Consider the following 20,700-nt stretch of genomic DNA (forward strand, 5'->3'; position numbering starts at 1 on the left):
GCGGCCGGCTGCATGTCACCCCCCTGCTGCAATGGCGCGACAGTCGCAAATCGGTGCCGGGGGATAGCCCCTGAAGGCTTTCGGGGGCCGGTCTTCCAGGGGCTCACGGCCGGCGCGGCCATGCACGATACTTCCGCCATTGCCATAAACGCCACCACCCAGCAGCGCTATCCGGTCGTTCCCGTCGCCCCCGTCGAAACACCGACTGACCCGCCTTGGGCAGGGCATATCCGCTGACCCTGAAAATGCGACAACTCTACTCCACGTCGCAGGAATATTGTTCCGGCGCGGGGCTTGATCCGGGACTGCCCCGTGATCACGGCGAGACTATAGCGGGCCGGGACGGCGTTCCTCGGACAGCATGACGTTCGCCTCGACCTGGCCCACGCTCGGCAGGGTCATGATGCGGCGGCGCAGGATGCGCTCGAAATCGGCGATGTCGCGGGCATGGATGCGCAGCCGATAATCGAACTGGCCCAGGACATGCTGGACCACCTGCACCTCGGGGATGGCGGTTACGGCACGCTCGAAATCCTCAAGGCCGACGCGGCCCTTCGCGGCCAGGCGGATGCCCAGAAAGACGGTGACGCCGAACCCCAGGGCGGCGGCGTCCACATCGACGCGGCGGCCCGCGATCACGCCCGCCTCGGTCAGGCGCCTGATGCGGCGCCAGGTCGCTGGCTGGGTCAGGCCAAGCGCGCGCCCGATTTCGGCCGCGCCCTGGGTGGCGTCGCGCGACAGCAGCCGCAGAATGGCCAGGTCGGTGGCGTCGGGGACAAAGACCGCATTCACAGCGGCAGCTCCTGCACGTCCTTGATATTGCTGACCAGCATCAGCGCATCGGAATCGGCCACATGCGGAAGGCGCAGGATCTTGTCGCGATAGATCTCTTGCCAATGCGCCATGTCGCGGGCGATGACCGACAGCCGCAGATCGACCGAGCCAAGGAAGGTCTGAATCTCGACCACCTCGGGCACCTGCCGGGCGGCGGCGGTGAAATCGTCGAAGGCGCGCGGCGCGGTCTTGTCCAGGGTGAAGCGCAGACTGACCTGCACCTCATAGCCCAGGCGGCGCCAGTCGATCCGCGCCTCGATCCCGCGAATGACGCCGCCCTGACGCAGCCGCTCCATCCGTCGCCACAGGCTGGCAGTCGTCACCCCAGCCCGTTCGGCCAGTTCGGCATTGCCGATCATCGGATCGGCCAGAAGCTGACGCAGAATGCGTCGATCGGTCGCATCAGGCATGATTTTTTCATTCATTTGCATATTATGGCATGTTTATTATAAGATTTCCAGAAATACCGCGAAAAATGCACAAATTTCGTCGCAAGTCCCTGCTAGAACCACCGCATCGGAATAGGAGAGACTCTGATGCGCGTTTACTATGATCGCGATTGCGACGTGAACCTGATCAAGGACAAGAAGATCGCCATGCTTGGCTATGGCAGCCAAGGCCATGCCCATGCGCTGAACCTGCGCGATTCGGGGGCGAAGAACGTCGTCGTCGCGCTGCGCGAAGGCTCGCCCTCGGCCAAGAAGGCCGAAGCGGAAGGGCTGAAGGTCATGGGCATCGCCGAGGCTGCCGCCTGGGCAGACCTGATCATGTTCACCATGCCCGACGAATTGCAGGCCGAGACCTATAAGAAATACGTCCATGACAACCTGCGCGAAGGTTCGGCCATCGCCTTCGCCCACGGCCTGAACGTGCATTTCGGCCTGATCGAGCCGAAACCCGGCGTCGATGTGATCATGATGGCGCCGAAAGGCCCCGGCCACACCGTGCGCGGCGAATACACCAAGGGCGGCGGCGTGCCCTGCCTGTTCGCGATCCACAAGGACGCCACCGGCAAGGCGCAGGATCTGGCGCTGTCCTATTGCTCGGCCATCGGCGGCGGCCGCTCGGGCATCATCGAGACCAATTTCCGTCAGGAATGCGAGACCGACCTGTTCGGCGAGCAAGCCGTGCTGTGCGGCGGATTGGTCGAATTGATCCGCATGGGCTTCGAAACCCTGGTCGAAGCCGGCTATGAGCCGGAAATGGCCTATTTCGAATGCCTGCACGAGGTGAAGCTGATCGTGGACCTGATCTACGAAGGCGGCATCGCGAATATGAACTATTCGATCTCGAACACCGCCGAATATGGCGAATATGTCTCGGGTCCGCGTATCCTGCCCTATGAGGAAACCAAGGCCCGCATGAAAGCCGTGCTGACCGACATCCAGACCGGCAAGTTCGTGCGCGACTTCATGCAGGAAAACGCCGTCGGCCAGCCCTTCTTCAAGGCGACCCGCCGCATCAACGACGAACACCAGATCGAGAAGGTCGGCGAGAAGCTGCGCGGCATGATGCCCTGGATTTCCAAGGGCAAGATGGTCGACAAAGAACGGAACTGATCGGCTCCAACAGGAAAGCCCCGCGAGAGCGGGGCTTTTTAACAAGCAGCAACCCAAAAGTAAAATATATTGAATCTATCTAGTCAGCAATTCGCTTCCCCCAGACGTTTTAATTTTTCTCCATAATTATTCCTTGCCTGGCCAAACCGTTGGCACAAGAGGGGGCTATTTTTGAATGCAGCTTCAAATGTGTTATCCCATCCCGCAACTTCATTCTCCCACCCTTCTCTAAAAATGTAGAAGTAAATTCTATCTACTGCATCTAGACGCATATCGGAAAAAATCATTGCCTCATTTATATTTTTTCAATTTATACCAAAAGCTTCCCCACCTTCAAAATATGGAAAAATAGAAGAGTGCTACATCACCACCACAAGATGACCGCTCCACTCTTCAAAAATTTTAGCATACGCTTCCGTCGAGGCGATGCGCGCAGAAACTCCCCACTGCTTTGCAGCAAAGAAAATTACAACAAACCCGACAAGTGAGAGAGTAATACTTCCGATCCCCAGACAAATACTTATATACTCGCGCGATTCTGCGACATCGCACATGGTCGCTACAGATAAAAATATAATTAATAAATCTGTAGTATAAAAATATTCGGTAAATTCTTATTTAACTGACAGTGTCCGCGAATAAGGCAGTGGCGCTACATCACTCCTCCACCACCTCCAGCACCCCCGGAATGACCCGCAGCGCCTGCCGAGCCGGCGTTGTCAAAGGCGCGTCCTCGGCGATCTCGATATCCACCAGGTCATCGCCATCCTTCAGCCGCAGCGCGATCGGACCGCGCGCGCGCGCGGGCGCCTTCACCTCGTCCTGGATGCGGGCCAGGGCCTCGGCGATCATGGGCACGGCGTCCAGGCCCGCGATCTCGACCGCCAGGCGGTTCGCGCCCGCATCGGCCACCGCCTGATCCAGCGGCGTCACCGAGCGCGCCAGCAGCTTGACCTGATCGCCCGAGGGCTCGACCTGCACCTGCAGCACCACGTTCTCGCCCGGTTCCAGGTGCTGGCGATGCGCGTCCAGCGTGTCGGAAAACACCGTCACCTCATACATGCCGGTCGGGTCCGACAGGCCGACAAAGGCGAAACGGGTGCCGCGCGCGGATTTCTTCTCCTGCCGGAACGCCACCGTGCCGGCCAGAGAGGCGACCAGCGCGCCGTCCATCGCCGCCTGCGTCACCTCGGCCAGGGTCTGGACATTCTTGCGCCGCAGCGCGGGCAGATAATCGTCCAGCGGGTGGCCGGACAGATAAAAGCCCACCGCCGCATGTTCCTCGCCGAGCTTTTCGGCGGGCATCCAGATCGGCGCGGTCACGGGGCGCGGCGGCGGCAGATCCTCGCCTCCACCGAACAGCGAGGATTGCGACGAGGCCGCCGCCACCTGCACCGCCGCTGACCACGCAGCCAGACCATCAATAGATTTCATGACCTTGGAGCGGTTTTCCTCGATACAGTCGAATGCCCCCGCCCGTGCCAGCATCTCAAGCGGACGCTTGCCCACGCGCTTCATGTCCACGCGGCGGGCGAAATCGTGCAGGTCGCGGAAAGGCCGGTCTCCACGCGCCTCGACGATCAGCCTCATCGCTTCGACGCCCACGCCCTTCAACGCGCCAAGGGCATAATGGATGCGCCCGTCCCGCACGCTGAAACTCGCGATCGAGCGGTTGACGCAGGGCGCGACCGTCTCGATCCCCATGCGGTCGGCCTCGCGCTTATAGATCGCCAGCTTGTCGGTCAGATGGATGTCGCAGTTCATCACCGCGGCCATGAATTCGACCGGATGGTTCGCCTTCAGCCAGGCGGTCTGATAGCTGACCACGGCATAGGCGGCGGCGTGCGACTTGTTGAAGCCGTAATTGGCAAATTTCTCAAGCAGGTCAAAGACCTCTCCGGCCTTCTTCTTGTCGATTCCCTGGGCTGCGCAGCCCTCGACGAACTTCGGCCGCTCTTTCGCCATCTCCTCGGCGATCTTCTTGCCCATGGCGCGGCGCAGCAGGTCGGCGCCGCCCAGCGAATAGCCGGCCATGACCTGGGCGATCTGCATCACCTGTTCCTGATAGACGATGATGCCCTGCGTTTCTGCCAGGATCGGGTCGATGGTCGGATGCAGCGATTCCAGCGGCCGCAGCCCGTTCTTGACCTCGCAATAGGTCGGGATGTTCTCCATCGGGCCGGGACGATAAAGCGCGACCAGCGCCACGATATCCTCGATGCAGGTCGGCTTCATGCGCCGCAGCGCGTCCATCATGCCGCTGCTTTCGACCTGGAACACGGCCACGGTGCGGGCGCTGGCGAACAACTCGTAGCTGGGCTTGTCGTCCAGCGGGATCAGGTTGATTTCGTTCTCGGCCCCTTTGGCGGGCTGGTAAAGTTGCCGCCCGTCGGCCGCGACGTGCAGGGGCCGCCCGCCGCCGTTGATCAGGTCGACCGCGTTCTGGATCACCGTCAGGGTCTTCAGGCCCAGAAAGTCGAACTTGACCAGCCCCGCCTGCTCGACCCATTTCATGTTGAACTGCGTGGCCGGCATGTCCGAGGCCGGGTCGCGGTAAAGCGGCACCAGATGATGCAGGGGCCGGTCGCCGATCACCACGCCGGCGGCATGGGTCGAGGCGTTCCTTAGCAGCCCCTCCAGCTTGGCGGCATAGTCCAGCAGGCGGCCGACCACCTCTTCCTTGGCAGCTTCGCGCAATCTAGGTTCATCGGCCAAGGCTTTGGTGACGCTGACAGGTTTCACCCCCTCGACCGGGATCATCTTGCTGAGACGGTCGACCTGGCCAAAGGGCAATTGCAGCACCCGGCCCACGTCGCGCACGGCGGCCTTCGACAGCAGCGCGCCGAAGGTGATGATCTGGCCCACCTTGTCGCGGCCGTATTTCTCCTGGACGTATTGGATCACCTCCTCGCGGCGATCCATGCAGAAATCGATGTCGAAGTCGGGCATCGAGACGCGTTCGGGGTTCAGGAAGCGTTCGAACAGCAGGGAATAGCGCAGCGGGTCAAGGTCGGTGATGGTCAGCGCATAGGCCACCAGCGAACCCGCGCCCGAGCCGCGCCCCGGCCCCACCGGGATGCCCTGGTCCTTGGCCCATTTGATGAAATCGGCCACGATCAGGAAATAGCCTGGAAATCCCATCTGCTCGATGATGCCCAGTTCGAAGCGCAGGCGCTCTTCATATTCCGCGACCGGGACGGCGTGGGGGATGATGGCCAGGCGCGCGCGCAGCCCGTCCCAGGCCTGGCGGCGCAACTCCTCGACCTCATCCTCGGCAAAGATCGGCAGGATGGGCTTGTGCTTCTTGACCGCGAAGGCGCAGCGGCGCGCGATCTCGACGGTGTTCTGGATGGCCTCGGGCAGATCGGCGAACAGCGCCGCCATCTCGGCCTGGGATTTGAAATAATGCTGCGGTGTCAGGCGCCTGCGCGGCGCGGTCTGGTCGACATAGGCGCGTTCCGAAATGCAGATCAGCGCGTCATGGGCGGCGTAAAGCTCGGGCTTCGGGAAATAGGCGTCATTCGTCGCGACCAGAGGCAGGTCCAGCGCATAGGCGATGTCGATCATGCCCCCCTCGGCCGCCTGCTCTTCGGGGATGGGACGGCCCTCGGCGTCGTGATGGCGTTGCAGTTCGACGTAAAGCCGCGTTGGAAAGGCGTCGGAAAGGCGTTCGACCAGCGCGCGCGCCTCGGGCAGCCGGCCCTGCGCGACCAGCAGGCCCACGGGCCCCAGCGGGCCGCCGGTCAGGCAGATCAGCCCCTCGGCATGGGCGGCAAGCTCGTCCAAGGTGACATGCGGCAGCGCCCCTCCCTCGCGCAGATAGAGGCAGGTCGAAAGTGCCATCAGATTAAGCCAGCCTGCCTCATTCTGCGCCAGAAGGACCACGGGTGCCGTTACGTCAGCGGCCAGCGCGACCTGGCATCCGACGATCGGCTGCACCCCGTATTCCTGCGCCTTGATCGAGAATTCCAGCGCCGCGAAAAGCGCGTTCGTATCGGTCAGCGCGACGGCGGGCATACCGTTTTGTGCCGCAAGATCAGCCAGTTTCTTGACGGGGATCGCGCCTTCCAGCAAGGAATGTTCGGAATGCGCGCGCAGGTGGATGAATCGGGGGGATGTCTCGGCCATGGGCGCAATCTAGGTCCGACCTGACCGATTGTGCAATTGCCACTCGGCGGAAAGCCGCTAAGACTTGGACGAAAACTGCACAGGGGCGGGACAGTGAGCGATGTTTTCCGGGCCGAGGGTCTGGGCAAGACCTATCCCGGCGTCCGGGCCAACGATCAGATCAGCTTCTCGGTCGGGCCGGGGGAAATCCACGCCCTTCTGGGCGAGAATGGCGCCGGGAAATCCACTCTGGTCAAGATGATCTATGGGCTGGTGCGGCCCGATGACGGCACGATGGCGCTGCTGGGCCGGCCCCACGCCCCCGCCGATCCGCGCGCGGCGCGGGCCGCCGGCGTCGCCATGGTCTTTCAGCATTTCAGCCTGTTCGACGCGCTGACCGTGGCCGAGAACGTCGCGCTGGGGATGGAGAACCCGCCGCCCCGCGCCGATCTTTCCCGCCGCATCGCCGAGGTTTCCGCGACCTATGGCCTGCCCTTGAACCCCGCCCGCCGCATCGCCAGCCTTTCGGCGGGCGAACGGCAGCGGGTCGAGATCGTCCGCTGCCTGCTGCAAGATCCGCGCCTGCTGATCATGGACGAGCCGACCAGCGTGCTGACCCCGCAAGAGGCCGAGATCCTGTTCGCGACCCTGCGCCAACTGGCCGCGCAGGGGACCGCGATCCTTTACATCAGCCACAAGCTTGACGAGATCCGCGCCCATTGCGACCGCGCGACCATCCTGCGCCATGGCCGCGTGGTGGCCACCGTCGATCCCCGCGCCCATTCCGCGCGCGCGCTTGCCGCGATGATGGTCGGCGCCGAGATGCGGATCGTCGACCGCTCGGGCCGGGCGCCGGGGGCCGAGATCCTGCGCATCTCGAGCCTTTCGACCTCGGGCGAGACGGCGCTAAGGGACATCGCCCTGACCGTGAACGCGGGCGAGATCCTGGGCATCGGCGGCGTCGCCGGCAACGGGCAGGAAGAACTGCTTTCGGCACTTTCCGGCGAGGTCGCCAGCGCGCCCGGCACCATCGCCATGGACGGCCGCGACCTTTCGGCGCTTGGCCCCGAGGCGCGGCGCCGCCTGGGCCTGCTCTCGGCCCCCGAGGACCGGCTGGGCCATGCCGCCGTGCCCGAATTCAGCCTGACCGAGAACACGCTTCTGACCGCGGGCGCGCGGCAGGGCCTGGTGCGGCGCGGGATGATCGACCACGCCGCCGCGCGGCGCTTCGCCCAGGCCGTGATCCAGGCGTTCGACGTGCGCACGCCCGGCCCCGGCACGGCGGCGGGTGCGCTTTCCGGCGGGAACCTGCAAAAATTCGTCATCGGCCGCGAGGTTCTGGGCAAGCCGCGCGTCCTGGTCGTGAACCAGCCGACCTGGGGCGTCGATGCCGGCGCGGCCGCGCAGGTGCGCCAGGCGCTGCTGGACCTGGCCCGGAACGGTGCCGGGGTGATCGTCATCTCGCAGGATCTGGACGAACTGCTTGAGCTTTCGGATCGCTTCTGCGCGCTCAACGATGGCCGCCTGTCGGCCCCTCGCCCGACCGAGGGGCTGACGGTCGAGGAGATCGGCCTGATGCTGGGCGGCGCCCATGGTATGGAGGCCGCGCATGTTCCGGCTTGAGCCGCGCGCCAGCGCCTCGCTGCCTTGGCAGATCGCGACACCGATCCTGGCCGTCATCGCCACCATGCTGGTCGGCGGCGTGCTGTTCGCGGCCATGGGCTTCGACCCGGCGGCCGCGATCCGCACCATCTTCTGGGACCCGCTTTTCGGCCCCGCCGCCGGCTATTCGCGCCCGCAGCTTCTGGTCAAGGCCGGCCCGCTGATCCTGATCGCCAGCGGGCTGGCGCTGGGGTTCCGCGCCGGGATCTGGAACATCGGCGCCGAGGGGCAATATATCATCGGCGCGATCTGCGGCGCGGCGGTGGCGCTGGCGGCCTATCCGGCCGAGGCGTTCTGGATCTTTCCGGCGATGATCCTGGCGGGCGCGCTTGGCGGCTGCGCCTGGGGCATGATCCCGGCCCTGCTGCGCAACTGGTTCGGCGCCTCGGAAATCCTGGTCTCGCTGATGCTGGTCTATGTGGCGGAAAAGATCGCCGCCTGGATGGCCTTCGGACCGATGAAGAACCCCGAGGGCTTCAACTTTCCCGGCTCGCGCAACCTGCAACAATATCCCGCCGCCTCGAACCCCGAACTGATCGCCGATAGCGGGCTGCATTGGGGCGGGATCGCGGCGGTTCTGGCGCTGGTGGCGATCTGGTTCGTGATGTCGCGCCATGTCCTGGGCTTCCAGATCCGCACGGCGGGCGCCGCGCCGCGCGCCGCGCGCTTTGCCGGCGTGCGGCCGCAGCGGCTGGTGGCGCTGTGCCTGGGCGTCTCGGGGGCGCTGGCGGGGCTTGCGGGGTTGTTCGAGGTGGCGGGTCCGGCGGGACAGATCACCGAAAGCTTCGGCTCGGGCTATGGCTTTACGGCGATCATCGTGGCCTTCCTGGGCCGCCTGCATCCGCTGGGCATCCTGCTTGCGGGGCTTTTGATGGCGCTGACCTATATCGGCGGGGAACTGGCGCAGATGATGCTGAACCTGCCCGCCGCGACCGTGCAGGTGTTCCAGGGGATGCTGCTGTTCTTCCTTTTGGGCTTCGACATCCTGACCCGCTACCGCATTCGGAGGCGCGCATGATTTCCGTCCTGATCCTGCTGATGGGCGCCGCCACGCCGATCCTGTTCGCCGCCCTGGGCGAGCTGGTGGCCGAGCGCGCGGGCGTTCTGAACCTGGGCGTCGAGGGGATGATGATCGGCGGCGCGCTGGCCGGTTTCGCCGCCGCCCATGCCAGCGGCAGCCCGGCGGTCGGCTTCGCGGCCGCGGCCGTCGCGGGCGCGGTGCTGGCGATGCTGTTCGCGCTGATGACGCAATACCTGCTGTCCAACCAGGTCGCGACCGGCCTTGCGCTGGTGCTGTTCGGACTGGGCCTGACGGCGATGTTCGGCAAGCCCTATGAGGGGGTCAAGGCGCCGGCCATGGCGGCCGGGCCGCTGGGGCTGAACTGGATGATCTGGCTGGGCCTGGCGCTGGTGCCCGCGATCTGGTGGTTCCTGGCGCGCTCGCGTCCCGGCCTGATCCTGCGCGCCGTGGGCGAAAACCACGAGGCCGCCCATGCCCTTGGCTACCCCGTCCGCCGCACCCGCGTCCTGGCGCTGGGTTTCGGCGGCGCGCTTGCGGGCATGGGCGGGGCCTATGTCTCGATCGCGACGGTGCTGCAATGGACCGAGGGCATGACCGCCGGCGCGGGCTGGATCGCGCTGGCCATCGTCGTCTTCGCGCAATGGAACCCCTGGGGCGTCCTGGCGGGGGCCTGGCTTTTCGGCGGCGTCACCGTGGTGCAACTGCGCCTGCAAGCGGCGGGCGTGGCGGTGCCGGTGCAGTTCCTGGCGATGGCGCCCTATCTCGCGACGATCCTGGTCCTGGTGTTGATCTCGGCCCGGCAGAAATTCGGCCGCTCTGGCGGCGGTTCCGCCCCCGGCTCGCTCGGCAAACCCTTTCACGCGCTGCGCTAGGCGGCATTACCTTCAAGGAGATCCAGATGAAACGCAGAACCCTTCTCGGCAGCGCCGCCGCGCTTCTGGCCGCCTCGGCCCTGCCCACCCTCGCCGCCGGGGAAAAGCTGAAAGTCGGCTTCATCTATGTCGGCCCCGTGGGCGATGGCGGCTGGACCTATCAGCACGACCTGGCCCGCAAGGCCGTGGTCGAGAAATACGGCGACAAGGTGGAAACCACCTTCATCGAAAGCGTCCCCGAGGGCGCCGATGCCGAACGCGCGATCACGCAACTGGCGCTCTCGGGCCACAAGCTGATCTTCACCACCAGCTTCGGCTTCATGGACGCCACCATCAACGTCGCCAAGAAGTTCCCCGACGTGAAGTTCGAGCACGCCACCGGCTACAAGACCGCCGAAAACGTCGCGACCTATGACGCCCGCTTCTACGAGGGCCGCGCCGTCATGGGCACCATCGCGGGCCGCATGACCAAATCGAACAAGATCGGCTATATCGGCAGCTTCCCGATCCCCGAGGTGATCCAGGGCATCAACAGTTCGTTCATCCACGCCCGCAAGGTGAACCCCAATGTCGAGATGAAGGTCGTCTGGGCCTATACCTGGTTCGACCCCGCGAAAGAGGCCGACGCCGCCGCGGCCCTTATCGCCGAGGGGGTGGACGTGATCTTGCAGCACACCGACTCGACCGCGCCGCTTGCCAAGGCGCAAGAGGCCGGCGCCATCGGCTTCGGCCAGGCCAGCGACATGGCGGCCTTCAAGCCGACGCCGCGCGTCTCGGCCATCATCGACAACTGGACGCCCTATTACATCAAGCGCGTGGGCGAGGCGCTGGACGGAACCTGGGCATCGCATTCGGTCTGGCTGGGTATCGGCGATGGCGAGGTCGAGATCGGCGAGATCACCGATGCCGTCCCCGCCGAGGTCAAGGCCGAGGCCCTGGCGCTGAAGGACAGGATCGCCTCGGGCGCATACCACCCCTTCACCGGCCCGCTGAAAAAGCAGGATGGCAGCGACTGGCTGGCCGAGGGTGAGACGGCCAGCGACAAGGACCTGTCGGGCATGAATTTCTATGTCGAAGGCATCACCGCGCCGATGCCGAAATAGGCCGGCGGCAATGAAAGACCGGGGCCGTGGGGCCCCGGTTCCATTCCGTCACGCGGGGCGGCCGCCTTATTCCAGATGGCTCTCCAGGAACCACAGATCCTTGTCCGCCGTGCGCGAGGCGGCGGTGAACAGATCCGCCGTATCCGCATCGCCCGCCTCGTCGGTGGTGTCGATGGCCCCGCGCACCTTGGCGCCATAGTCGCGCATCCGCTCGCAGATGGCCTTGATGTGATCCTCGGATTTCGTCAGGTCGGTCGGATATTCCTTCAGGCTGCTCGTCTTGGCGACCTGCTCGACCGTGCCCAGGGCCACGCCGTCCAGCACCTGGATGCGCTCGGCCATCGTATCCACATGGGCCTGGAGATTGGCGAAAACCGTGTCGAACAGTTCATGCACGGCGATGAAGTTCCGGCCCTTGACGTTCCAATGCGCCTGCTTGATCGCGGCGGAAAGGGCCACCGCATCCGCCAGCCTGGCGTTCAGTTCGGCGATCGCGGTCTTACGCCCATTATCGCTGAGACCCTGGATATTGACGGCCATAAGGATGCTCCTTTGTTCGGCTCCGCCAGGAAAACCCACTTCCGACAAGGGTGGTTCCAATCCCGGAACGCAAAAAGGGGCGACGCCTCTGGCACCGCCCCTTTTCGCCGAAAAGGCAAAGATCGTATCAGACCGCGCCCTGGATGAACTTGACCGCATCGCCGAAGGTCTGGATGGTTTCGGCGGCATCGTCGGGGATCTCGATCCCGAACTCTTCCTCGAAGGCCATGACCAGTTCGACCGTATCCAGAGAGTCGGCGCCCAGATCGTCGATGAAAGAGGCGCTCTCCGTCACCTTGTCTTCGTCGACGCCCAGGTGCTCGACGACAATCTTCTTCACGCGATCAGAAATATCGCTCATGTCTCTTCCTCATTTTCGCGGGCATCCGCCCAGAAAGTGCCGACCAAAGCCGACGCCAGCCCAGGGCGGTTCCCCTGCAGCCTTATTGGCGGGATATAGCACGCAGACGTGATCTTGCAACCGGATAAACGGCCATCAGACCATCGCCATCCCGCCGTTCACATGCAGCGTGGCGCCTGTGACATATCCTGCCTCGGCGCTGGACAGATAAAGCACCGCCGCCGCGATTTCCCCAGCAGCCCCCATCCGCCCCGCCGGGATCTGGCTCAGAATGCGGCCCTTCTGGTCCTCGTTCAACTTGTCGGTCATCGCCGTCTCGATAAAGCCCGGCGCCACGCAGTTCACGGTGATCCCGCGCGAGGCGACCTCATAGGCCAGGCTCTTCGACATGCCGACCAGCCCGGCCTTGGCGGCGGCATAGTTGCCCTGCCCCGGATTGCCCGTGGCCCCCACGACCGAGGTGATGTTCACGATCCGGCCCCAGCGCGCCTTCATCATGCCGCGCAGAACACCCCGGCACAGCCGGAAGCTCGAAGTCAGATTGACCTCCAGCACCTGTGCCCATTCCTCGTCCGACATACGCATGAAAAGGTTGTCGCGCGTGATCCCCGCATTGTTGACCAGCACATCGACCGAACCCATGGCCTGGGCCGCGGCCTTCGGCAGCGCCTCGACCGCCGCCGCGTCGCCCAGATTCGCCGTCACCACATGGGCACGGCCGCCCAGCTTCTCGGCCAGTTCACGCAAGGGCGCCTCGCGCGTCCCCGACAGCGTCACGGTCGCGCCCGCCGCATGCAGCGCCTCGGCCACCGCGCCGCCGATCCCACCCGAGGCGCCCGTCACCAGCGCATTCTTGCCCGTCAGATCAAACATCAAGCTCTTTCTCCGCTTTCCAAATACCCTGGGGGAATCCCGCAGGGATGGGGGCGAAGCCCCCTCTTAACCCTTCAACGCGGCAATATCCGCCGGCGTGCCGATATTGCGGGTCACGGCCTCCCTGGCGATGCGCTTGATCATCCCCGAAAGCGCCTTGCCCGCCCCGATCTCCCAGAATTCGGTGACGCCGGCCTCCGCCAGGAAACCGACGGATTCCCGCCAGCGGACCGAGCCGGTGACCTGCCGGACCAGCAATTCCCGGATCTCGCCGGGATCGGTCACGGCGCCGGCGCGCACATTCGCGACCAAAGGCACCGCCGGCGCCGCGATCTCGACCCCGGCCAGCGCCTCGGCCATCACGGCGGCGGCGGGTTGCATCAGCGCCGAATGGAACGGGGCCGAGACCGGCAGCATCAGCGCCCGCTTGGCGCCGCGCTCCTTGGCCAGGGCGGCCGCCCGTTCGACCGCCGCCTTGTGCCCCGAGATCACCACCTGCGCCGGATCGTTGTCATTGGCGGCCTGGCAGACCTCGCCTTGCGCGGCGTCCCGCGCCAGCGCCTCGACGGCGGCCAGGTCCAGCCCCAGGATCGCGGCCATGGCGCCCTGCCCGACCGGCACCGCCTCCTGCATGGCCTGGCCCCGCAGCCGCAAAAGCCGCGCGGTATCGGCCAGGCTCAGCGCGCCGGCGGCGCAAAGCGCGGAATATTCGCCCAGGCTATGGCCGGCGACAAAGCCCGCATCCCCGATCCCGAACCCTTCGGCCTCAAGCGCGCGCATCGCCGCCAGCGAGGTCGCCATCAGCGCGGGCTGCGCGTTGCGCGTCAGCGTCAGCGTCTCGATATCGCCCTGCCAGATCAGCCCGGACAGATCCTCGCCAAGCGCGTCGTCGACCTCGGCGAAGACCGCGCGCGCGGCGGGATAGGCATCGGCCAGGTCTCGCCCCATGCCCACCACCTGGGCGCCCTGGCCGGGAAATACGAAAGCCCGCATCTTTGATCCCTTCTGCTTATTGATTTTGAACACACTTAGCCGCTGCTCCGGGCGGCGGCAACCGCGCGGCTCAACGCGGGATGACGATCTCGGCGCGCAGCCCGCCCAGGCGCTTGCCGTCGACCAGGCGCAACTGCCCGCCATGGGCGCGGGCGATGTCGGCCGCGATGGCAAGCCCCAGCCCTACCCCCTGTCCCTTGTTCTGGTTGCGCGCCGCATCCAGCCGCGTAAAGGGCTTCAGCGCCTCGTCGCGGCTTTCCGGGGGAATGCCCGGCCCGTCATCCTCGACCGAGATGCGGAAATAGCTCGGCCCCAGCGCCGCCTCGACCTCGGCATGCTCGCCATAGCGCACGGCATTGCCGATCAGGTTCTCGACGGCGCGGCGCAGGCTGTCGCCGCGAAAGGTCGCGCGCCCCGCGGGATCGCCCAGAACCTCGACCAGCTTGACCGCCTGCCCACCGCGCTGCGCATCCGCCACGATGCCGCGCAGGAACTCGATCGCGGGCATGGCGATGGGGGGCGCGTCCTGAGCCTCGTTTCGGGCATGGTCCAGGAAGGCGTCCACCATCCTGCCCATCGCCGCAACGTCGCTTTCCAGCGCCGCGATCTCCTCGGGCTCGGGCGGCAGGTCCGGCGACAGCATCGACAGCCCCAGCCGCAGCCGCGTCAGCGGCGTGCGCAGGTCATGGCTGACGCCCGAGAGCATCTGCTTGCGCTGCTCGCTCTGGCGTTCGATACGCGCGCGCATCTCAAGAAAGGCGGTCCCGGCACTGCGGATCTCGCTGGCGCCGACGGGGCGATAGGGGATGATCCGGCCCTTGCCGTATTCCTCGGCCGCGCGCGCCAGCCGCCTGATCGGACGCAACTGGTTGCGCAGGAAGACCGTAGCGATGGCCGTCATCAGAAGCGATGTCCCCAGCATCAGCACCAGAAGCTGGTGCGGGTTCGAGGCACTGACCCGCTCGCGTCCGAAGCTCAGCGCATAGGGACCATGCCGCCCCGACAGCGTTACCCGCACCTCGCGGCGCTGGCTCAGATCGACGCCGATGACCTCGGGGGTCATGTCGTGGAACTGCGCGATCACCACCCGCCCCGACAGATCGAACGCGCCGCGCCAGTCCCGCGCCGGCTGGCCGGCCGGCAGATCCAGAGACAGCCCCAGGGGGGTGGCCAAGGACAGCGCCGCACGCCGCGCGGCCTCGGCATCCGGGGCCTCGTCGACGCTCCGGGTGATCAGCGCGATCTCATAGCCCATGCCCGAGGTCATCTGCCGCGTCACATCCTCGAAATGGCGTTGCAGGAACATGACCGTGACCACCAGCGTCACCGCCACCACGGGCAGGAACAGGATCAGCGCGGCGCGTCCGTAAAGCCCGCGCGGCGCCACATGCTTCAACAGGTCGAATTTCACCACCGCACCCTTTCGCCGCCCTTCCGTTTCGGGCGCGTCCCGCGCTAGCTTACCCTCATGACAGAGTTGCCGAAAGACCTGCGGGTCGTGACCGCCCCCAACCCCTCGCCCCTGACCGGAGCGGGGACCAACACCTTCCTGCTGGGCAGGGACCAGGTAGCGGTCATTGATCCCGGCCCCGACCTGCCCGCCCATCGCGCCGCGATCCTTGCGGCCGTCGGCGCGGGCCGGATCAGCCATATCCTGGTCACGCACGCGCATCTTGACCATTCCGAGGGCGCGGCGGCCCTGTCGCGTGCCTGCGGCGCGCCGATCCTGGGCTTCGGCCCGGCCGAGGCCGGACGCTCGCCCCTGATGCAACGGCTGGCCGCGCAAGGCGGGATCCAGGGCGGCGAGGGGCTGGACCGCACCTTCTCGCCCGATACCTGCCTACGCGACGGCGATCTGGTCGAAACCTCGGAATGGCGCCTGCGCGCGATCCACACGCCGGGCCATTTCGCGGGGCACCTCTCTTTCGGCTACGAGAACCGGATTTTTTGCGGCGATGTGGTCATGGGCTGGTCCTCGACGCTGATCTCGCCGCCCGATGGCGATCTGGGGGATTATTTCCGCAGCCTCGCACGGCTCGAAGCCGAGGATGCGGCGATGCTGCTGCCCGCCCATGGCGCGCCGATCACCTCAAGCGCGGCGCGCCTGGCCGAGCTTGCCGCCCACCGGCGCGCCCGCACCGCCCAGATCCTGGCCGCCCTGGCCGAGGCCCCCCGCACCCCCGCCGAGCTTGCACGCCGAATCTACGACATCCCCGATCACCTGCACCGCGCCGCCAGCCGCAACGTGCTGGCGCATCTGATCGCGCTGGCCGAACTGGGCGCCGTCACCCCGCGCGGGGCGCTGTCAGCCGAGGCGGTGTTCCAGATCGGCTAGCCGGCTTTCTTGGTGACTGCCGATGCGATAAAAGCTTGCCGGACATTGTGTCAAAGTTTCCCACGCGAACTCCCTGCACAAGGATTGCAAGCTATCCGCCTTTCCCTGACAGGGCCTCGGCTTCGATAGAGCGCGCATAAAGCGGTCCCAGCGGGCCGCATTTTCCCGACGCCACCGCCGGCCGGCAGGCTGGGCACAACCATCCCGGCTCCGCTTTCGGCGGGATGAAAGACCAGCGGTCAATCAAAATCCGAACGGTCGGTTCATGGATAGGTTCGCACCCGGTCGGGAAGCGAATGAAAAAAGGGGCAGCCGGTGCCGCCCCTTTTTCCGATCTGCGGGACAGCCCCCGAAAGGGCCGCCAAATTCCTTAGAAATGGATCGAACGCGCCGTGCCCGGCACTTCCAGCGGCGGGGCGAAGGTGGTCAGGTCGATACCTTCGACCGCCGCCTTGTATTCCTCGGCCGAAGGAGTGCGGCCCAGGATCGCGGCCAGCACCACCACCGGGGTCGAGGCCAGAAGCGATTCGCCTTTTTTCTGGGCGCTGTCCTCCACCACGCGGCCCTGGAACAGGCGGGTCGAGGTGGCCAGCACCGTGTCCCCTTTTTCCGCCTTTTCCTGGTTGCCCATGCAGAGGTTGCAGCCGGGACGCTCAAGATACAGGATATTCTCGTATTCGGTCCGCGCGCTGCTTTTCGGCAGCAGATCATCGAATTCGAAGCCGGAATATCTCTGCAAGATCTCCCAGTCACCCTCGGCCTTCAATTCGTCGATGATGTTGTAGGTCGGCGCGGCGACGACCAGCGGCGCCTTGAACTCGACCTTGCCCTGGGCCTTTTCCAGGTTCTTCAGCATCTGCGCGACGATCTTGATGTCGCCCTTATGGACCATGCAGGACCCCACGAAGCCCAGATCGACCTTCTTGGCACCCCCGTAATACGAGACCGGGCGGATCGTGTCATGGGTATAGCGTTTCGACACGTCGTTGTTGTTCACGTCCGGGTCGGCGATCATCGGCTCGTCGATCAGATTCAGGTCCACGACGACCTCGGCGAAATATTTCGCGTTCTCATCGGGGGCCAGGGCCGGCTTTTCGCCCGAGCGAATCTCGTCGATGCGGGCATCGGCCTTGGCGATCAGGCCGCGCAGCGTGCCAGCGGCATTGTCCATGCCCTTGTCGATCATGATCTGGATGCGCGACTTGGCGATCTCCAGCGACTGGATCAGCGTGTCGTCCTGCGAAATGCAGATCGAGGCTTTCGCCTTCATCTCGGCGGTCCAGTCGGTGAAGGTGAAGGCCTGGTCGGCCAGAAGCGTGCCGATATGCACCTCGATCACGCGGCCCTGAAAGACGTTATCGCCGCATTGCTTCAGCATCTGCGCCTGGGTCGCATGAACCACGTCGCGGAAGTCCATATGCGGCTGCATCTTGCCCTTGAAGGTGACCTTCACCGATTGCGGGATCGGCATGGTCGCCTCGCCCGTGGCCAGCGCCAGCGCGACGGTGCCCGAGTCGGCGCCGAAAGCCACGCCCTTGGACATGCGGGTATGGCTGTCGCCGCCGATGATGATCGCCCAGTCGTCCACGGTGATGTCGTTCAGCACCTTGTGGATCACGTCCGTCATCGCGTGATAGACGCCCTTGGGGTCGCGCGCGGTGATCAGGCCGAAATTGTTCATGAAGGACATGAGCTTGGGAATGTTCGCCTGCGCCTTTTTATCCCAGACCGAGGCCGTGTGACAGCCCGACTGATAGGCCCCGTCCAGAATGGGCGAGATCACCGTCGCGGCCATCGCCTCAAGCTCCTGGGCGGTCATCAGGCCGGTGGTGTCCTGCGAGCCGACGATGTTCACCTTGACCCGCACGTCCGAGCCGGCATGCAGCACCTTGCCCGGCGTCACGCCCACGGCGTTGCGGTTGAAGATCTTTTCCACCGCGGTCAGGCCCTGGCCCTCGACCGAAAGCTCCTTGTTAGGGGCAAAGACCGGCGTGGCCTCGACGCCCAGCGTCTGCGCGGCGAAGGTTTGCAGCTTCTTGCCGAAGACGATGGCATAGGAGCTTCCGGCCTTCATGAACTCCATCTTCTGGGGCGTGAAAGCGGCGGCGATATCGACCAGCTCCTTGCCGGATTCGTCGCGCAGCTTCTTGTCCTTGGCGTCGATGGTCAGGACGGTGCCGGTCTCGACCGAGTATTTCTGTTCAAGGATCGGGTTGCCGTCATTGTTCAGGATAGGCTTGCCATCCTCATCGACCTTCTTGACCCAGTTTTTCAGGTTCAGGCCGATGCCCCCGGTCACGTCCACCGTGGTCGCGAAAATCGGCGAGATGCCGTTGGTGCCCGCGACGACCGGGGCGAAGTTGACGAAGGGCACATAGGGGCTGGCCTTCTTGCCGGTCCAAAGCGCGACGTTGTTCACCCCCGACATGCGCGAGGAACCCACGCCCATCGTGCCCTTTTCCGCGATCAGCATCACGCGCTTGTCGGGATGCTGCGCCTGCAACGCCACGATTTCGGCCTGCGCCTCGGGCGAGATCATGCATTTTCCGTGAAGCTCGCGGTCGGAACGCGAATGCGCCTGATTGCCGGGCGACAGAAGGTCGGTCGAGATATCGCCCTCGGCGGCGATATAGGTCACGACCTTGATTTCGTCCTCGACCTCGGGAAGCTTGGTGAAGAACTCGGCCTTGGCATAGCTTTGCAGGATGTCCGCGGCGACGGCATTGCCGGCCTTGTAGGCATCCGCCAGGCGCGCCATGTCGGCATCGTAAAGGAAGACCTGGGTTTTCAGCACCTCGCCCGCCTGGGCGGCGATGGCGGCATCATCGCCCAGCGCCAGATCCAGCAAAACCTCGACCGAAGGCCCGCCCTTCATATGCGAAAGCAGTTCGAAGGCGAAGGCCGGGGTGATCTCCGGGACCAGGGCCTGGCCCAGGACGATCCTCTTCAGGAACTTCGCCTTCACCCCCGCGGCGCTGGTCGTGCCGGGCAGGGTGTTGTAAATGAAGAACTCCAGCGAATCCTTGCGATATTCGCTGCCGCTATCCTCGATCTGCGCGATCAGTTCCTGCACCAGCGCGCCATCATCGATGGGCTTGGGATGCAGGCCCTGCGTCTCGCGGGTTTCGATTTCGGTGAGGTAGTCCGTGTACAAGCTCATGACGATCCCTAGGATTCAGGGCTGGGTTTAAGCCGAAACACCGTCGTTAAGAATTTTGGCGAGCGGCGGCAAGCTAATTGTATGCAGATGTATACCAAGCGCGCTGCGCTGGCAAGAGGTTCGTGAAGGATTGCACGGATCATCCATCGTCGCGAGCGGTTTCCTTCTTTTGCGTCCGCATGGCGCCAAGGACATGGGCCGGCATCATGGTTGAAAATCGCCGGATACGCCCCTTTTTCGTTCACCCCAAGGGATTTGGGCGATTGACCGGGCCGGGCGCATGGCGGCAAATGCGCCCAAGGCTACCCGACAGGCACCCATGCGCGCGATCATCCCCGACCTTCACGCCGACCCCCGCCGCCTTGATGCCAGCCTTGCCGCCGCCGGTGCCGGCGGACTGGCCTTTCTGGGTGATTTCATCGACGCCTTTCCGGGCGCGCCGGCGGATGGCGATCTTGCCGTGCTGCGCAGGGTGCGCGACCTGATCGACGATCACGGCGCGCTGGCGGTGATGGGCAATCACGAATTGAACGCGATCCTGTTCCACCGCCGCGATACCGCCGGCGCCTTCCTGCGCCCACATAGCGCCAAGAACCTGGGGCAGCATCAAAGCTTCATCCAGCAATTCGGGATCGAGACGCCCCAGGCCCTGGACTGGACCGGGTGGTTCCTGCGCGCCCTGCCGCTGTGGCGCGATGCGGGAAGCTTTCGCCTGGTCCACGCCTGCTGGTCCGATGCCGCCGTCCGCACCATCCGCGCGCGCCGACCCGATGCCCGCTTGCAGCCCGAGGACCTGCCCGAAATCGCCTCCGAATCGACGGATTTCGGTCGGGCGGTCAAGCTTTTGGTCTCGGGCCCCGAGGCGACCGTGCCGGGCTGGAAGGGGTTTCTGGATCACAAGGGCAATCGCCGCCGGCAGGTGCGCCTGTCCTGGTGGAGCGGCGGGCCGACCTGGCGCGATCAGGCGCTTTCGATCCCCGACCCCTTGGACCTGCCCGACGATCCGGTCCCGGCGGAGTTGACCGCGCCCCGCTATCCTGCCGACGCGCCGCCGGTTTTCGCCGGGCATTACAAGATGCGCGGCGCGCCCCGGCTTGACTGCGCGAATGTGCTCTGCCTGGATTATCCCGCCAGCCCCTGCCTTTACCTGCATTGCGGCGAGGCCGCCCTGGACCCGCGCAATCTGCGCGTTCTGGCATCATGACGCCCAAGGAACGGGCAACCCGGCCTCTCACCCCCACTTCCCGCTGAAAGATTTTCAACGTAATCTTGAGACAGCC

16 protein-coding genes are annotated in these 20,700 nt (G+C 65.2%); 7 read left to right on the forward strand and 9 right to left on the reverse strand.

All coding sequences use genetic code 11. The features are described 5' to 3' along the window. Positions 1-327: 327 nt before the first annotated feature. Together QM682_RS06545 and QM682_RS06550 are read right to left on the reverse strand one after the other, a co-directional pair. Entirely contained in the window at positions 328-792 is a 465-nt protein-coding gene (locus tag QM682_RS06545) for an Lrp/AsnC family transcriptional regulator (RefSeq protein ID WP_415128134.1), read from the reverse strand. Beyond that, positions 789-1,244, reverse strand: coding sequence for an Lrp/AsnC family transcriptional regulator (locus QM682_RS06550; protein ID WP_415128135.1), 456 nt, complete (start codon positions 1,242-1,244; stop codon positions 789-791). The genes QM682_RS06545 and QM682_RS06550 overlap by 4 nt, the downstream gene beginning before the upstream one ends. 126 nt (positions 1,245-1,370) lie before the next feature. Between QM682_RS06550 and ilvC the strand changes: the two genes are divergently transcribed. Next, positions 1,371-2,393, forward strand: coding sequence for a ketol-acid reductoisomerase (gene ilvC / locus QM682_RS06555; protein ID WP_415128136.1), 1,023 nt, complete (start codon positions 1,371-1,373; stop codon positions 2,391-2,393). Positions 2,394-3,050: 657 nt separating this feature from the next. On the opposite strand, the gene dnaE is transcribed toward ilvC, so the two are convergent. Continuing rightward, a complete protein-coding gene (gene dnaE / locus QM682_RS06560) occupies positions 3,051-6,521 on the reverse strand; it encodes a DNA polymerase III subunit alpha (RefSeq protein WP_415128137.1) in 3,471 nt (1,156 codons plus the stop codon). A gap of 93 nt (positions 6,522-6,614) precedes the next feature. Between dnaE and QM682_RS06565 the strand changes: the two genes are divergently transcribed. The 4 genes from QM682_RS06565 to QM682_RS06580 are packed head-to-tail and all read left to right on the forward strand — an operon-like array spanning position 6,615 to position 11,158. Continuing rightward, entirely contained in the window at positions 6,615-8,123 is a 1,509-nt protein-coding gene (locus tag QM682_RS06565; RefSeq protein WP_415128138.1) for an ABC transporter ATP-binding protein, read from the forward strand. After that, the gene (locus QM682_RS06570; protein ID WP_415128139.1) at positions 8,110-9,180 is read left to right on the forward strand and encodes an ABC transporter permease; all 1,071 of its coding nucleotides are present in this window, start codon (positions 8,110-8,112) and stop codon (positions 9,178-9,180) included. The genes QM682_RS06565 and QM682_RS06570 overlap by 14 nt, the downstream gene beginning before the upstream one ends. After that, positions 9,177-10,055, forward strand: coding sequence for an ABC transporter permease (locus QM682_RS06575; RefSeq protein ID WP_415128140.1), 879 nt, complete (start codon positions 9,177-9,179; stop codon positions 10,053-10,055). The genes QM682_RS06570 and QM682_RS06575 overlap by 4 nt, the downstream gene beginning before the upstream one ends. Positions 10,056-10,081: 26 nt before the next feature. Next, complete coding sequence (locus QM682_RS06580; protein ID WP_415128141.1) at positions 10,082-11,158, forward strand: BMP family ABC transporter substrate-binding protein; 1,077 nt, start codon at positions 10,082-10,084, stop codon at positions 11,156-11,158. A 66-nt stretch (positions 11,159-11,224) separates the two neighbouring features. Here QM682_RS06580 and dps read toward each other — a convergent pair whose 3' ends face one another. From dps to QM682_RS06605, 5 genes are all read right to left on the reverse strand, one after another. Continuing rightward, positions 11,225-11,698: a DNA starvation/stationary phase protection protein Dps gene (gene dps / locus QM682_RS06585; protein WP_415128142.1), complete on the reverse strand. Its 474-nt coding sequence runs from the start codon at positions 11,696-11,698 to the stop codon at positions 11,225-11,227. Positions 11,699-11,825: 127 nt separating this feature from the next. After that, positions 11,826-12,059, reverse strand: coding sequence for an acyl carrier protein (locus QM682_RS06590; protein WP_415128143.1), 234 nt, complete (start codon positions 12,057-12,059; stop codon positions 11,826-11,828). A 135-nt stretch (positions 12,060-12,194) separates the two neighbouring features. After that, a complete protein-coding gene (gene fabG, locus QM682_RS06595; RefSeq protein WP_415128144.1) occupies positions 12,195-12,932 on the reverse strand; it encodes a 3-oxoacyl-[acyl-carrier-protein] reductase in 738 nt (245 codons plus the stop codon). Between the two features lie 66 nt (positions 12,933-12,998). Continuing rightward, positions 12,999-13,925, reverse strand: a complete 927-nt coding sequence (fabD, locus tag QM682_RS06600; RefSeq protein ID WP_415128145.1) for an ACP S-malonyltransferase — start codon at positions 13,923-13,925, stop codon at positions 12,999-13,001. Positions 13,926-13,995: 70 nt separating this feature from the next. Further along, on the reverse strand, positions 13,996-15,336 hold the full coding sequence (locus QM682_RS06605; RefSeq protein WP_415128146.1) for an ATP-binding protein: 1,341 nt from the start codon (positions 15,334-15,336) through the stop codon (positions 13,996-13,998). 57 nt (positions 15,337-15,393) lie between these two features. On the opposite strand from QM682_RS06605, the gene QM682_RS06610 reads away from it, so the two are divergent. Beyond that, complete coding sequence (locus QM682_RS06610; RefSeq protein WP_415128147.1) at positions 15,394-16,260, forward strand: MBL fold metallo-hydrolase; 867 nt, start codon at positions 15,394-15,396, stop codon at positions 16,258-16,260. A 370-nt stretch (positions 16,261-16,630) separates the two neighbouring features. Here QM682_RS06610 and QM682_RS06615 read toward each other — a convergent pair whose 3' ends face one another. After that, on the reverse strand, positions 16,631-19,420 hold the full coding sequence (locus tag QM682_RS06615; RefSeq protein WP_415128148.1) for a bifunctional aconitate hydratase 2/2-methylisocitrate dehydratase: 2,790 nt from the start codon (positions 19,418-19,420) through the stop codon (positions 16,631-16,633). Between the two features lie 319 nt (positions 19,421-19,739). Here QM682_RS06615 and QM682_RS06620 point away from each other — a divergent pair, with 319 nt between their 5' ends. Then, positions 19,740-20,624, forward strand: coding sequence for a hypothetical protein (locus QM682_RS06620; RefSeq protein WP_415128149.1), 885 nt, complete (start codon positions 19,740-19,742; stop codon positions 20,622-20,624). Positions 20,625-20,700 lie beyond the last annotated feature (76 nt).

Source organism: Paracoccus sp. (in: a-proteobacteria), from assembly GCF_047605025.1.
In the GTDB taxonomy this organism is placed as follows: domain Bacteria; phylum Pseudomonadota; class Alphaproteobacteria; order Rhodobacterales; family Rhodobacteraceae; genus Paracoccus.